This is a genomic window from Streptomyces aquilus (assembly GCF_003955715.1).
GTDB classification, from domain to species: Bacteria; Actinomycetota; Actinomycetes; order Streptomycetales; family Streptomycetaceae; genus Streptomyces; species Streptomyces aquilus.
Genome location: NZ_CP034463.1, coordinates 4,969,114 through 4,982,748 on the forward strand (window position 1 = coordinate 4,969,114; position 13,635 = coordinate 4,982,748).

13 protein-coding genes and 1 riboswitch are annotated in these 13,635 nt (G+C 70.6%); of the genes, 5 read left to right on the plus strand and 8 right to left on the minus strand.

Features of this window, described 5'->3' with window-relative positions; all coding sequences use genetic code 11:
* Positions 1–23 precede the first annotated feature (23 nt).
* From EJC51_RS22845 to thrC, 3 genes are all read right to left on the minus strand, one after another.
* A complete protein-coding gene (locus tag EJC51_RS22845) occupies positions 24–227 on the minus strand; it encodes a cold-shock protein (protein WP_004986573.1) in 204 nt (67 codons plus the stop codon).
* Between the two features lie 442 nt (positions 228–669).
* On the minus strand, positions 670–945 hold the full coding sequence (locus tag EJC51_RS22850; RefSeq protein ID WP_059195843.1) for a ubiquitin-like small modifier protein 1: 276 nt from the start codon (positions 943–945) through the stop codon (positions 670–672).
* 83 nt (positions 946–1,028) lie between these two features.
* Entirely contained in the window at positions 1,029–2,324 is a 1,296-nt protein-coding gene (thrC, locus tag EJC51_RS22855; RefSeq protein WP_126272806.1) for a threonine synthase, read from the minus strand.
* Between the two features lie 18 nt (positions 2,325–2,342).
* Positions 2,343–2,499, minus strand: a riboswitch (SAM riboswitch).
* 162 nt (positions 2,500–2,661) lie between these two features.
* On the opposite strand from thrC, the gene EJC51_RS22860 reads away from it, so the two are divergent.
* Together EJC51_RS22860 and EJC51_RS22865 are read left to right on the plus strand one after the other, a co-directional pair.
* The gene (locus tag EJC51_RS22860; protein WP_126272807.1) at positions 2,662–3,606 is read left to right on the plus strand and encodes a glucosyl-3-phosphoglycerate synthase; all 945 of its coding nucleotides are present in this window, start codon (positions 2,662–2,664) and stop codon (positions 3,604–3,606) included.
* An 81-nt stretch (positions 3,607–3,687) separates the two neighbouring features.
* The gene (locus tag EJC51_RS22865; protein WP_126277086.1) at positions 3,688–5,076 is read left to right on the plus strand and encodes an alpha,alpha-trehalose-phosphate synthase (UDP-forming); all 1,389 of its coding nucleotides are present in this window, start codon (positions 3,688–3,690) and stop codon (positions 5,074–5,076) included.
* Here the strand turns inward: EJC51_RS22865 and otsB are convergent.
* The 3 genes from otsB to EJC51_RS22880 all read right to left on the minus strand — a co-directional run bounded on the left by otsB (position 5,052) and on the right by EJC51_RS22880 (position 7,545).
* On the minus strand, positions 5,052–5,933 hold the full coding sequence (otsB, locus tag EJC51_RS22870) for a trehalose-phosphatase (RefSeq protein ID WP_126272808.1): 882 nt from the start codon (positions 5,931–5,933) through the stop codon (positions 5,052–5,054). The two genes, EJC51_RS22865 and otsB, sit on opposite strands and share 25 nt — an antisense overlap.
* An 85-nt stretch (positions 5,934–6,018) precedes the next feature.
* The gene (locus EJC51_RS22875) at positions 6,019–6,246 is read right to left on the minus strand and encodes a DUF3263 domain-containing protein (RefSeq protein WP_059195838.1); all 228 of its coding nucleotides are present in this window, start codon (positions 6,244–6,246) and stop codon (positions 6,019–6,021) included.
* Positions 6,247–6,279: 33 nt separating this feature from the next.
* On the minus strand, positions 6,280–7,545 hold the full coding sequence (locus EJC51_RS22880) for an ABC transporter substrate-binding protein (RefSeq protein ID WP_483025182.1): 1,266 nt from the start codon (positions 7,543–7,545) through the stop codon (positions 6,280–6,282).
* A 103-nt stretch (positions 7,546–7,648) separates the two neighbouring features.
* Between EJC51_RS22880 and EJC51_RS22885 the strand changes: the two genes are divergently transcribed.
* From EJC51_RS22885 to EJC51_RS22895, 3 genes are all read left to right on the plus strand, one after another.
* Positions 7,649–8,593 (plus strand): ROK family protein, encoded by a 945-nt coding sequence (locus tag EJC51_RS22885; RefSeq protein ID WP_126272809.1) that lies wholly within the window; start codon positions 7,649–7,651, stop codon positions 8,591–8,593.
* Positions 8,593–9,804 carry an N-acetylglucosamine-6-phosphate deacetylase gene (gene nagA, locus EJC51_RS22890; RefSeq protein WP_126272810.1) on the plus strand — a complete coding sequence of 404 codons (1,212 nt, stop codon included), beginning with the start codon at positions 8,593–8,595 and terminating at the stop codon, positions 9,802–9,804. The genes EJC51_RS22885 and nagA overlap by 1 nt, the downstream gene beginning before the upstream one ends.
* 115 nt (positions 9,805–9,919) lie before the next feature.
* Positions 9,920–10,849 carry a 1-phosphofructokinase family hexose kinase gene (locus EJC51_RS22895; protein WP_126272811.1) on the plus strand — a complete coding sequence of 310 codons (930 nt, stop codon included), beginning with the start codon at positions 9,920–9,922 and terminating at the stop codon, positions 10,847–10,849.
* Positions 10,850–10,856: 7 nt separating this feature from the next.
* Here the strand turns inward: EJC51_RS22895 and EJC51_RS22900 are convergent, their stop codons facing one another.
* Together EJC51_RS22900 and cdgB are read right to left on the minus strand one after the other, a co-directional pair.
* Entirely contained in the window at positions 10,857–11,816 is a 960-nt protein-coding gene (locus EJC51_RS22900) for a CBM35 domain-containing protein (protein WP_126272812.1), read from the minus strand.
* A 120-nt stretch (positions 11,817–11,936) separates the two neighbouring features.
* Entirely contained in the window at positions 11,937–13,589 is a 1,653-nt protein-coding gene (cdgB, locus tag EJC51_RS22905) for a diguanylate cyclase CdgB (RefSeq protein WP_126272813.1), read from the minus strand.
* Between the last annotated feature and the right edge of the window lie 46 nt (positions 13,590–13,635).

Genomic DNA, 13,635 nt, shown 5'->3' on the forward strand with positions numbered 1-13,635 from the left:
TTGCGGTTTGGTCGGTCGCGCGATCAGGCGGTGACGCGAACCATGTCGGCCTGCGGGCCCTTCTGGCCCTGCGAGATCTCGAACTCCACCCGCTGGCCCTCTTCCAGGGTGCGGTACCCGTCCATCTGGATCGCGCTGTAGTGGACGAAAACATCCGCACCACCGTCGACCGCGATGAAGCCGTACCCCTTCTCCGCGTTGAACCACTTGACGGTGCCCTGAGCCATGCCTAACTCCCCTATTACTGGCCCTTGCACAGATCCACACTTCGCGGATCCGGGTCAGACCTCACCCCCCACGGATTGGGGGCGTGCGCCGGAACGCGTCGACCGCGGCTGAATGTATCTGTCCAACTGCCGTCTGCAACAGGTCAATCGGACGAGAATTCTGGACGTGCGGGGTCCGGAATGTAGTGAGAATTCACCCGAACTCAGGGCAAGTCGGGCCCCATAAAAGGCACAAAACTCGCAAAAGAACCGCACACTTTGGCTACTTCTCGACGCAAGTGGAGCAGGTACTCATATGCGTGTGGCATGGAAGGCGCAGCAGGTTCCCCAACTGTACCGCGCTCAACCATAGAGAATTGCCCCCTCCGCTTCTCTCACGGAGGGGGCAATTCAATGAACTCTCGGTAATGAGCGTTACCGAAGGTAATGTTCGGTCATTCGGTCAGCCGCCGGCGACGGCCGGGATGATCGAGACGCCCGCGCCGTCCGGGGTGGCGGTCTCCAGGCCCTGCTCGAAGCGGACGTCGTCGTCGTTGACGTACACGTTGACGAAGCGGCGCAGCTTGCCCTGGTCGTCGAGGACGCGGGCGGCGATGCCCGTGTGGTTCTTCTCCAGGTCGGCGATGACGTCGGCGAGGGTGGCACCCTCGGCGGCGACCTCGGCCTGCCCGCCGGTGTAGGTGCGCAGGATGGTGGGGATGCGGACGGTGACGCTCACGTTGGAACCTCCGGTCAGGGTGACACACCTAGGGGCGGGGGGAACTGCGCGACCAGCCCCCACCGGCCCGCAGACGAAAACGGTTATGCGAGGCCGGCCTCACGGAACGAATCGAGGTTGGGGCGGATGGTCGCGGTAAGCCCCGTACCCGCCACCGCATCCAGCGTCTTCAGCCCATCGCCCGTGTTCAGCACAACGGTCGTCAACGTCGGATCCAGCAACCCGTTCTCGATCAGCTTTCGAGTCACGCCCACGGTCACACCACCGGCGGTCTCCGCGAAGATGCCCTCCGTGCGGGCCAGCAGCTTGATCGCGTCGACGATCTGCTCGTCGTTGACGTCCTCCACGGCACCGCCCGTGCGGCGCGCGATGTCGAGGACGTAGGGGCCGTCGGCCGGGTTGCCGATGGCGAGGGACTTGGCGATGGTGTTCGGCTTCTGGGGACGGACGACGTCGTGGCCCGCCTTGTAGGCGACGGACACCGGCGAGCAGCCCTCCGCCTGGGCGCCGAAGATCTTGTACGGCTTGTCCTCGACCAGCCCGAGCTTGATCAGCTCCTGGAGCCCCTTGTCGATCTTCGTGAGCTGCGAGCCGGAGGCGATCGGGACGACCAGCTGGTCCGGGAGCCGCCAGCCGAGCTGCTCGCAGATCTCGTACGCCAGGGTCTTGGACCCCTCCGCGTAGTACGGCCGCAGGTTGACGTTGACGAAGCCCCAGCCCTCGCCGGCCGGGTCGCCGATCAGCTCGGAGCAGAAGCGGTTCACGTCGTCGTAATTGCCCTCGATGCCGACGAGCTCACCGCCGTATACAGCGGCCATGACGACCTTGCCCTGCTCCAGGTCGTGCGGGATGAACACGCAGGAGCGGAAGCCGGCGCGGGCGGCGGCGGCGCCGACGGCACCCGCGAGGTTGCCGGTGGAGGAGCAGGAGAGCGTGGTGAAGCCGAAGACGCGGGCGGCCTCGATGGCCTGGGCGACGACCCGGTCCTTGAAGGAGTGCGTCGGGTTGCCGGAGTCGTCCTTCACGAAGAGCTTGCCGGCCTCGACACCCAGTTCGCGGGCGAGGTTGTCGGCCTGGACGAGCTTGGTCCAGCCGGGGTTGATGTTGGGCTTGCCGGCCACGTCCGCGGGGACGGGCAGCAGCGGTGCGTAGCGCCAGATGTTCGCGGGTCCCGCCTCGATCTGCTTGCGGAGCTCCTCGGCGTCGTAGGCGGAGAAGTCGTAGGCGATCTCGAGCGGGCCGAAACACTCCTCGCACGCGAAGACCGGGCCGAGCGGCACCCGGTGGCCGCATTCACGGCAGCTGAGCGCCGCGGCGGGACCGAGGTCTACGCTGGTGGAGGCGGAATCGGTGGTGCTTGCAACAGTCTGCGCAGCCATGAGAGGCGAGGCCCTTTCTCCTCATCTTCCTCACGACGCATCTCGCCGTGAGACGGATTTGGCACCTTCCCTAGCCGGGAGCCTCGCGGTGCGATCGATACTGATCGCTACGAGACCGGCTGGAGGGTTGCCGGGGCTTCATCGGGCCGTATCCCTCTGCCCCTCTGGATGAGCGGTATGAAGTTGTGAACATCGGACGAGCCAGGACATGCGATGGTCATCCGCGTTGTTCAAGACTGTAACCGACGACCAGGACAGTTGAGATAGTCGTCCGAACCGCGAGATGGATCACAGACGGGGTCCAGCTCGCCGAAAGAACGCAGAGGAGCCGCGCACTGTGCTGAACGAAGTCGAGCGCTGGCTGACCACCCGCTCCTGGTCGGTGACCGATCGCCCGCTCCACCAGATCCTGGCTGCCAAGCAACGCACGAAACAGTCGGTGAGCGTCGTGCTGCCCGCGCTCAACGAGGAGGAGACGGTCGGCGACATCGTCGCGATCATCCGCCACGACTTGATGCAGCAGGTCCCGCTCGTCGACGAGATCGTCGTCGTCGACTCCGGGTCGACCGACCGGACGTCGCAGGTGGCGGCCGCGGCCGGGGCCACGGTGGTGCACCGCGACGAGATCCTGCCCCGTATCCCCACCGTGCCCGGCAAGGGCGAGGTGCTGTGGCGGTCGCTGCTGGTGACCAGCGGTGACATCGTCTGTTTCATCGACGCCGACCTGAAGGAGTTCTCCTCCGACTTCGTCACCGGGATCGTCGGCCCGCTGCTGACCGAGCCCGAGGTCGACCTGGTCAAGGCCATGTACGACCGCCCGCTGGGCGGCGCGGCGGGCCAGGGCGGCCGGGTGACCGAGCTGATGGCCCGCCCGCTGCTCAACATGCACTGGCCGCAGCTGGCGGGCTTCGTGCAGCCCCTGGGCGGCGAGTACGCGGCCCGCCGCTCGCTGCTGGAACAGCTGCCGTTCCCCGTCGGCTACGGCGTCGAGCTCGGCATGCTGGTCGACGCCCTGCACCTGGTCGGCCTCGACGCGCTCGCCCAGGTCGACGTGGGCGTCCGCAAGCACCGCCACCAGGACGGCCAGGCCCTCGGCCGGATGTCCGCCGCGATCTACCGCACGGCCCAGCTCCGCCTGGCCCGCGGCCATCTGATCCGCCCCGCCCTCACCCAGTTCGAGCGGGGCGAGACCGGTTTCGAACCGCGCACCTACTCCGTGGACACGGAGGAACGCCCGCCGATGGCGGACATCGCGGAGTACGCGGAACGAAAGGTGGCCTGACCCCGCCGGACCGGTACCCCGGGGAACCGGACGAACGTTTGAGCAATCCGTGGCCGGGCTAGGTTGATCCGTATGGCTCGTATCGCTTCAACGTTCGGTGCTGCGCGGGTCCTGGTGGCCTCCAACCGGGGACCGGTCTCGTACGACGTCCAGGCGGACGGCACGCTGTCCGCGCGGCGCGGCGGCGGTGGGCTGGTCTCGGGGCTGTCGGCGATCGGGTCGGACGCGGACGCGCTGTGGGTGTGCTCGGCGCTGAGCGACGGCGACCGCGAGGCCGTGCGGCGCGGGGTGGGCGAGGCCGGGGTGCGGATGCTCGACATCCCGGCCGACGTGCACGCGGACGCGTACAACGGCATCGCCAACTCGGTCCTGTGGTTCGTCCACCACATGCTGTACCAGACCCCGCTGGAGCCGGTCTTCGACGCGGAGTTCCGGCGCCAGTGGGCGTCGTACGAGACGTACAACCGCGCCTTCGCCGAGGCGCTCGCGCAGGAGGCGGCGCGGGGTGCGGCGGTCGTCGTGCAGGACTACCACCTCACCCTGGTGCCGGGCATGCTCCGCGCGCTCCGCCCCGACCTGCGGATCGGGCACTTCTCGCACACGCCGTGGGCGCCGCCGGAGTACTTCCGGATGCTGCCGGACGACGTGGCCGAGCAGGTGCTGCGGGGCATGCTGGGCGCCGACCGGCTGGGGTTCCTGACCCGGCGCTGGGCGTCGGCGTTCGAGGCGTGCGCGGCGGAGATCACCGGCGGGCTCGGCGACACCCGGATCGGGGTGCACGGGCTCGGCGCGGACGCGGACTTCCTGCGCGAGCGCTCGCACGAGGCGGACGTGGCCGAGCGGATGACCGCGCTGAAGGCGGAGATCGGCGAGGGGCGCCGGGCGATCGTCCGGGTCGACCGGACCGAGCTGTCGAAGAACATCGTGCGGGGGCTGCGCGCCTACGAGCATCTGCTTCAGACCCGGCCCGAGTGGCGGGAGCGGGTCGTGCACGTGGCGTTCGCCTACCCGTCCCGGCAGGACCTGGCCGTCTACCGGGACTACACCGCCGAGGTGCAGCGCCTGGCCGACGAGATCAACTCGACGTACGGCACGCCGGGCTGGACCCCGGTGGTGCTGCACGTCAAGGACGACTTCGCCCGCTCCCTCGCCGCCTACCGGCTCGCCGACGTGGCGCTCGTCAACCCCATCCGCGACGGCATGAACCTCGTCGCGAAGGAGGTGCCGGTCGTCTCCGACGAGGGGTGCGCGCTGGTGCTGTCGCGGGAGGCGGGGGCGTACGAGGAGCTGGGCGACGACGCGATCGTGGTGAACCCGTACGACGTGATCGGCACCGCCGACGCGCTGCACGAGGCGCTGACGATGGCGCCGGGCGAGCGGGCGGAACGCACGAAGCGGCTGGCTGCCGCCGCTACCGCGTTGCCGCCCGCGCAATGGTTCCTTGATCAGCTGGCGGCGTTGGGGGGCTGAGGAAGCGTCCCCGCCAGTTGCCCCAGCAGCCGTACCAATCCCGCCGGGCCGTTCACCACCAGATCCGCCCGTTCCTTCAGGTCGGCCACCTCCTCGCTGCCCGTGCTGCACACGAGGAGGCCCGGAACGCCGTCGGAGCGGAGTTTCTCCACCGCGGCGAAGGCCGGGAGGTCCCCGAGGTCGTCGCCGGCGTACAGGACGGCCTCGGCGCCCAGTTCGCGGACGTAGTCCGTCAGGGCCCGGCCCTTGTCCATGCCGGGCGGGCGGAGTTCCAGGACGAGGCGGCCGGGTTCGACGATCAGGCCGTGCCGGGTGGCGAGGTCGGTGAGCGGGGCGCGCAGTGCGTCGAAGGCGGCCTGCGGGTCCTCGGCCCTGCGCGTGTGGACCGCGACGGCCCGCCCCTTCTCCTCGATCCAGGTGCCCTGCCAGGCACCGATGCCGTCGAGGAAGCCGGGCAGCTCCGCGCGGACCGCGGCGACACCGGGGTGCGGGGCGGGCGCGGTGACCTCGCCGGTGACCGCGTCCCAGCGCTCGGCGCCGTAGTGGCCGAGGACGACGAGATGTTCGAGGCCGGGGACACCGGCGAAGCCGCCGAGGCGTACGGCGACTCCGGGGGGCCTGCCGGTGACGACGGCGACCGCGGCGATCTTCGGCGCGAGGGCGGCGAGCGCGGGCACGGCGTCGGGGTGGGCCCGCGCCTGCTCCGGGTCGGCGACGATCGGGGCGAGGGTGCCGTCGAAGTCGAGCGCGACGATGGTTTTCGCGGGGTGCGCGAGGATTGCGGCGAGCCCGTCCCGCCCGGCCGGGGTCACCGGGGTCGGCAGGGAGTCGTCGGTGAAGTCCTTGTGGCTGCCCATAGGGGGACCATATCCACGTGGGCGGATCGCACGCCTTTCCGGACGGGCTGAGATGGCCTGGACCGGCGTTGCGAGGCGACGCCCCTCACCTCTCCGACCTGCGCGCCTCTCGTACCCGGCGTAGGCGGTTCACCGTCACCGGGTCGTGGGCCAGGGCGCGTGGGTCGTCCAGCAGGGCGTTCAGCAGCTGGTAGTAGCGGACCGGGGCCAGGCCCAGTTCCTCGCGTATCGCGCGTTCCTTCGCGCCGGGGCCGGCGAAGCCGCGGCGTTCCAACGCGAGGATGGCCTGTTCTCGGGGGGCCAGGTCGTTCATGTCGACGACCGTAGCCCCCACCACTGACACGCCCTACTCCGCGCTCTCCGCCATCAGCGCCTTCGACTGGAGGCCGTTGAGGATCCCCGCCGGGCTGCCCCCGGCCGTCACCGCCTCGCCGATCCGCCGCTTGACCGCCGCGCTGACCTCCGCCCAGGAGACCTTGCCGACGGGGTAGAGCTCGGAGCCGCTGAGTTCGGTCAGGAAGGGCTTGAGGTCATGGTCCTGCTTCGCCGTGCTCATCACGTCGGACGCCGACATCGTCACCGGCAGCAGGTCGTACTCGCGGGAGAACGCGAGCACGTTCTTCTCGTCGTAGACGAAGTCGAGGAAGTCCCCGATCTGCTCGGCGTGCCCGTTGTGCTTGAACGCCGTCATCCAGTCGGCGACGCCCATGGAGTACTTGGTCGGCCCGTCGACGCCGGGCATCGGGACCATGCCGAACTTCACGCCCTTCGCCGCGGCCGTCTTCATCAGCGTGGGATGCCCGTTGAGCATGCCGACCTGGCCGTTCGCGAACGCGGCGAACGCGTCCGCCCGGTTCAGCTTGCCCGGCGCGACCGGTCCGGTCAGCCCCTTGCCGACCAGGTCGTCCTTGAGCCAGGTGAGGGTGTCGACGTTCGCCGGGGAGTTGATGCCGTAGGTGCCGGTGTCCTCGGTGTAGCCGCCCCCGCCGCTGAGCAGCCACTGCATGGTCTCGGCCTGCGCTTCCTCGGGGCCGAGCGGCAGGGCGTACGGGTACTTCACGCCTTCCGCCTTCAGCGCGGCGGCGTCCTCGGCGAGTTCGTCCCAGGTCTTCGGCGGGGTCAGCCCGGCCTTGGCGAAGAGGGTCTTGTTGTAGAAGAGCAGCCGGGTGGAGGAGGCGAACGGCATCCCGTACTGCGTCGAGTCCACCTCGCCCGCCGTGGCGAGCTGCGAGACGAAGTCGGCCTGCGTGGGGATGGAGAGCAGTTCGTCCGCCGAGTACAGGAGGTCGTCGTGGGCGTAGTCGGCGTACGCGCCGATCTGGGCCATGTCGGGCGCCTCGCCGTCCGCGACCATCTCCTTGACCTTGCGGTCGACGTCGTTCCAGGAGTAGACGCTGACGTCGACCTTGACGCCCGGGTGCTCGGACTCGTAGTCCGCCACCAGCTTGTCCCAGTACTTCTGCGAGCTGTTCGCCTTGCTGTCCCCGTAGTCGGCGGCGACCAGCTTCAAGGTCACGTCCCCGGACTCCCCGCCGAGGCCGCAGCCGCCGAGAACCGCCGTCATGCCCAGTGCGGACACCACCGCGATCGTTCCTGTCCTACGCCGCTGCACTGCCAGGCCTCACTCACATCGAAAGTTTCGAAAGGTCAGACATAAGGTCTACACCACGTGAGTGGACTAGACCTCTCGCGGGTCGGCGGGCCACACTACCCCCGTGAGACATGTCATCGCCCTCGACGTGGGCGGCACCGGAATGAAGGCCGCCCTGGTCGGCACCGGCGGCGAGCTGCTGCACCAGGCCCGCCGCGCGACCGGCCGTGACCGCGGTCCGGACGCGGTCGTCGACGGCATCCTCGACTTCGCCGCCGAGCTGCACGCGTACGGCGCCGAGCACCTCGGCGAGCCCGCGTCCGCCGCCGGCGTCGCCGTCCCCGGCATCGTCGACGCGGAGCGGGGTGTCGCCGTCTACGCGGCCAACCTCGGCTGGCGCGACATCCCGCTGCGCGACCTGCTCACCGAGAAGCTCGGCGGCATCCCCGTCGCCCTCGGCCACGACGTCCGCACTGGCGGCCTCGCCGAGGGCCGGATCGGCGCCGGCCAGGGCGCCGACCGCTTCTTCTTCGTCCCCCTCGGCACCGGCATCGCGGGCGCCATCGGCATCGGCGGCCGGGTGGAGGCGGGCGCCCACGGCTTCGCGGGCGAGATCGGCCACATCGTCGTACGACCGGGAGGGACCCCGTGTCCGTGCGGACAGGTCGGCTGCCTGGAGCGGTACGCCTCGGCGGCGGCGGTCAGTGAGGCGTGGGCCGCGGTGACCGGTGACCCGGAGGCGGACGCGGCCGACTGCGCGAAAGCGGTCGAGTCCGGCGACCCCCGGGCCCGGACCGTCTGGCAGAACGCCGTCGACGCCCTCGCCGACGGCCTGGTCACCGCCCTCACCCTCCTGGACCCGCGGATCGTGATCATCGGTGGCGGCCTGGCGGAGGCGGGGGAAACCTTGTTCACACCACTGCGGGACGCGATCCGGCAACGGATCACTTTCCAGAAGCTGCCGTCGGTGGTCCCGGCGGCGCTGGGCGACACGGCGGGTTGCCTGGGTGCCGGGCTCTTGGCCTGGGATCTCCTCGACACGACGAACGGTATGGAGGTAACTCCCTGATGGCAGCCGACCCAGGGGCGCGGGGAACTGCGCGACAAGCCACGACGAGCCCGCAGCCCGCATCGGACAGCGCGCCCCTCATCCTGTCCGGCGCAACGGTCGTCCTCCCCACAGGAACCGTCCACAACGGCCGAGTGATCATCGACGGCGACAGAATCATCGGCGCCGCACCAGAAAACGCCCAGGTCACCGACGTAACCGGCCACTGGCTCATCCCAGGGTTCGTCGACATCCACAACCACGGCGGCGGCGGAGCCTCCTTCACCTCCGGCACCACCGACGACGTACTCACCGGCATCCACACCCACCGCCTCCACGGCACCACCACCCTCGTCGCCTCCACCGTCACCGGCGACATGGACTTCCTCGCCCAGCGCGCCGGCCTGCTCTCCGAACTCGCCGAGCAGGGCGACATCGCCGGTATCCACTTCGAGGGCCCGTTCATCTCCCCGTGCCGCAAGGGCGCGCACTCGGAGGAGCTGCTGCGCGACCCCGACCCGGCCGAGGTCCGCAAGCTGATCGACGCGGCGCGCGGCCAGGCCCGGATGGTCACGCTCGCCACCGAACTCCCCGGTGGCGTCGACTCCGTACGGCTGCTCGCCGAGCACGGCGTCATCGCGGCGATCGGGCACACGGACGCGACGTACGAGCAGACGGTGGAGGCCATCGACGCGGGCGCCACCGTCGCCACCCACCTCTTCAACGCGATGCCCGCCCTCGGCCACCGCACCCCCGGCCCGATCGCCGCGCTCCTGGAGGACGAGCGGATCACGGTCGAGCTGATCAACGACGGTACGCATCTGCACCCGGCCGCCCTCCAGCTGGCGTTCCATCACAAGGGCGCGGACCGGGTCGCGTTCATCACGGACGCGATGGACGCGGCCGGCTTCGGCGACGGCCGTTACATGCTCGGCCCGCTGGAGGTGGAGGTGAGCGACGGCGTCGCCCGTCTCGTGGAGGGCGGCTCGATCGCGGGCTCCACCCTCACCCTCGACCGTGCCTTCAAGCGGGCGGTGACCATCGACCAGCTGCCCGTCGAGGACGCCGTCGCGGCGCTGTCCGCCAACCCGGCCCGGCTCCTTGGCATGTCCGACCGCGTCGGCTCCCTGGAGCCCGGCAGGTACGCCGACCTCGTCCTTCTCGACGCCGACTTCGAGCTCAAGGGCGTGATGCGCCGGGGTGAATGGGTGGTCGATCCCCAACTGGGCTGATCTGTCCATCTGTTGAGGGCGGCGGTTGTCCTGGGAGACTGGGCCGACCGCCGTCCGTTTGGCATGATCACCCCACCAAACGGCTCAGCAACGTCTTCGGGGGAGGTCGGCCCAGGTGATCCTCACGGTCACACTGAACACCGCTCTCGACATCACCTACCGGGTACAAGCCCTCCGGCCGCACGCCTCCCACCGGGTCTCCGAGGTCACGGAACGCCCCGGCGGCAAGGGCCTGAACGTGGCCCGCGTGCTGGCGGCCCTCGGGCACGAGGTGACGGTCACCGGCTTCGCGGGCGGCGCCACCGGCCGCGTCATCCAGGACCGGCTCACCTCGACCCCCGGCGTGATCGACGCGCTGCTCCCGGTCTCCGGCGCCACCCGCCGCACCATCGCCGTCGTCGACGAGCGGACCGGCGACACGACCCAGCTCAACGAGCCCGGCCCCGCGATCACCCCGCCGGAGTGGTCGGCCTTCCAGGAGGCGTACGAGGATCTCCTCGCGTCGGCGGACGCGGTGGCCCTGTGCGGCAGCCTGCCGCCGGGTGTGCCGGTGGGCGCGTACGCCGGGCTGGTCCGGACCGCGAGGGCGGCCGGAGTACCTGTGGTGCTGGACACCAGCGGGGAGCCGCTGCGCCGGGGCGTGGCCGCCCGCCCCGACCTCATCAAGCCGAACGCCGACGAGCTGGCCGAGCTGACCGGCTCCCACGAGCCGCTGCGGGCCACGCAGGACGCCCTTCGCCGGGGTGCCCGCGCGGTCGTCGCCTCCCTCGGCACCGACGGCCTGCTCGCCGCCGCCCCCGAGGGCCGCTGGCGCGCCGCCCCGCCGGCCCGCGTCCACGGCAACCCGACCGGCGCCGGCGACTCGGCGGTCGCGGGCCTGCTGTCGGGTCTGGTGGAACACCTGCCGTGGCCCGACCGGCTGACCCGCGCGGTCGCCCTGTCGGCGGCGACGGTCGCGGCGCCGGTGGCGGGCGAGTTCGACCGACGGGTCTACGAGGAACTGCTGGAGCGGGTCGCGGTGACCAGCGGGGTCAACGCGGCCTAGCCGACTCCTACTTGACCCAGCCCTTCACCAGCCACAGCTGGTCGAGGAGGGCGTCGCACTGGTTGCCCTGCTCGCAGGAGATCTTGATGGTGTTGCTGCCCTTGTTGAGCTGGACGTAGTTGTAGGTCTGCGTCCAGCCCTTGGCGTAGTCGCCCTCGGCGGCCTTGGCGTAGTTGTCCATGCCGACCGGGGTGGTGGAGGCCGTGCCGTTGATCGAGAGGGTCGCGGTGGCGTCCTTGCCGGGGACGCTGTAGCCCGTGTACAGCGTGTACTTGCCGCTCTTCGGGATGCCGCTCACGTTCCACGTGACCGAGGCGCCGACCTGGTTGAAGCCGTTGAGGTAGATCCCGCCGTCGGCCTTGGCGCCCTTGACGTCGGTCGCGGTGGTGATGCCGGGGCTCAGCGAGAGCGCCTTCGCGTCGATCTTCGGCAGGTCCTCCTCGGTCACCTCGGTGGAGGTGTCCGAGGGGCTGGGCTCGCTGCTCTGCTGGGCGGACGGGGTGGCGGACGCGTCGCCGCCGCCCGCGTCCTTGTCGTCGTCGCCGCCGAGCATGGCCACGCCGATGCCGATGACGACCGCGGCGACCACCGCGATGGCGCCGATGAGGAGGCCCTTGGTGTTGGGGCCGCGGCCCCGGCCGCCGCCGTTGCCGCCATGGCCGCCGTACGGCTGCTGCGTGGTGGGGGCGCCGCCCGGGAACGTCTCCGGCGCGGCGTAGTGCGCGTTGGTCGGCTGGCCGTAGGCGCCCTGCTGCGCTGCCTGCTGCTGCGGGACCTGTCCGTACGGCGCGGCCGGCTGCTGCTGGCCGTACTGGCGCTGTCCGACGGGGCGCACCCGGTTGACGGTGTTCGGGTAGCCGTAGCCACCGGACGGCGGCTGGGCTCCGTTGGCCTGCCCGTCGGCGTAGAGGTAGCCGAACGGGTCGTCGTCCTCGGGCGTGCTGGCGCCGTTGTTGCCGGACGTCATCCCTTGGTACTCCTCACCAGGTGCGGGCGGATGCGATACGAGGGGTCAGAATGGCGAGCCTACCCGCTCCAGCTGACCCAAACGGGTGACTCGGATCGCATCAGCTCTCTGACCTGGGGATCATCCCGCGCGCCTGTGCTGTTTGGGACGAGATCGTTTCTCTACGTACATCCGCTCGTCGGCGGACTTCAGCACTTCGTCGGCGGTCATGCCGCAGTGCGCCCAGCCGATGCCGAAGCTGGCGCCCACCCGGACGGCCCGGCCCTCGGCACGGATGGGCTGGATGATCTCGTTGCGCAGGCGTACGGCGAGGTCGGCGGCGTCGGCGCGGCCGAGGCCGTCGGCGAGGATGACGAACTCGTCACCGCCGAGCCGGGCGACGGTGTCGCCGTCGCGGACCTGGCGGGTCAGCCGGCGGGCGACCTCGATGAGGACCGCGTCACCGGCGTTGTGCCCGAACCGGTCGTTGATCGACTTGAAGCCGTCGAGGTCGCAGAAGAGGACCGCGAGCCCCTTGGTGCCGTCGTCGCGGTCGCCCTCGGGGGCGACGGTGTGCACGTGGTGGTCGTAGGCGTCGAAGGACTCGGCGCCGGGCCGGAAGTCGAAGCCGTGGCCGTGGGCGTCGAAGGCGGGGTGGCCGTAGGCCGCGTCCAGGGACTCCAGGGCGCCGGGGTGCGCGGGGCGCTGGCACAGGCGCGAGGAGAGGCGGGCGCGCAGCTCGGCGGAGTTCGGCAGGCCGGTGAGGGAGTCGTGGGAGGCGCGGTGGGCGAGCTGGAGCTCGCGGCGCTTGCGGTCCTCTATGTCCTCGACGTGGGTGAGGAGGAAGCGCGGGCCGTCGGCCGCGTCGGCGACGACCGAGTTGCGGAGGGAGACCCAGACGTACGTGCCGTCGCGCCGGCCCAGGCGGAGTTCCGCGCGGCCGCCCTCCGCCGAGGTGCGCAGCAGGGTGCCTATGTCCTCGGGGTGCACGAGGTCGGAGAAGGAGTAGCGGCGCATCGCGGACGCGGGGCGGCCGAGGAGCCGGCACAGCGCGTCGTTGGTCCGGAGGATCCGGCCGTGCTGGTCGCCGCCCATCTCGGCGATGGCCATGCCGGAGGGGGCGTACTCGAATGCCTGCCGAAAGCTCTCTTCACTCGCCCTGAGCGCCTGCTGTTCCCTTTCGAGCCTGACCAGTGCGCGCTGCATGTTGGCGCGCAGGCGCGCGTTGCTGATCGCGATCGCGGCCTGGAACGCGTACATCTGGAGCGCCTCGCGACCCCATGCGCCCGGCCGTCGTCCGTTGCGCGGCCGGTCCACCGACAGCACGCCGATCAGCTCGCCGCACGAGCCGCCCTGCACGCCCGGCGTGAACATCGGCGCGAAGAGCCGGTCGGAGGGGTGCCACTCGTCCTCGAAGCGGGGGGCGGGGCCGTCGGTGTACCACTGCGGTACGTCGTCGTCGTCGAGGACCCAGCCCTCGGTGTGCGGGATGAAGACCAGGTCGCCCCAGTTCTCGCCCATGCCCAGCCGGCGCTCCCAGGACTCGCGGGAGCCGACCCGGCCGGTGATCAGCGCCTCGGCGGCGGGGTTGCCGGCGAAGGCGGCGACGACGAGGTCGCCGTCGGGGCGGACGAGGTTGACGCACGCCAGTTCGTAACCGAGGCCGTTGACGACGCCGTCGGCGACTGTCTGCAGGGTGTCCGCAAGAGACCGGGCGGTGTTCATGTCCGCCATGACCTGATGCAGTTGCCGCAGAGAGGCAAGGCGGACGTAGGGCTCCGACTCGGTCTCCATGCTCGCCCTCCCCCCGAGACCTCGCAGCGAATCAAGGGTTCTCATC

What these genes read in the sequence shown, in the direction of transcription:
- cdgB (WP_126272813.1), bottom strand. Translation starts at nt 13,589, where the DNA reads ATGGAGACCGAGTCGGAGCCCTACGTCCGCCTTGCCTCTCTGCGGCAA.
- EJC51_RS22845 (WP_004986573.1), bottom strand. Translation starts at nt 227, where the DNA reads ATGGCTCAGGGCACCGTCAAGTGGTTCAACGCGGAGAAGGGGTACGGC.
- nagA (WP_126272810.1), top strand. Translation starts at nt 8,593, where the DNA reads ATGGCAGCCGACCCAGGGGCGCGGGGAACTGCGCGACAAGCCACGACG.
- EJC51_RS22900 (WP_126272812.1), bottom strand. Translation starts at nt 11,816, where the DNA reads ATGACGTCCGGCAACAACGGCGCCAGCACGCCCGAGGACGACGACCCG.
- thrC (WP_126272806.1), bottom strand. Translation starts at nt 2,324, where the DNA reads ATGGCTGCGCAGACTGTTGCAAGCACCACCGATTCCGCCTCCACCAGC.
- EJC51_RS22875 (WP_059195838.1), bottom strand. Translation starts at nt 6,246, where the DNA reads ATGAACGACCTGGCCCCCCGAGAACAGGCCATCCTCGCGTTGGAACGC.
- otsB (WP_126272808.1), bottom strand. Translation starts at nt 5,933, where the DNA reads ATGGGCAGCCACAAGGACTTCACCGACGACTCCCTGCCGACCCCGGTG.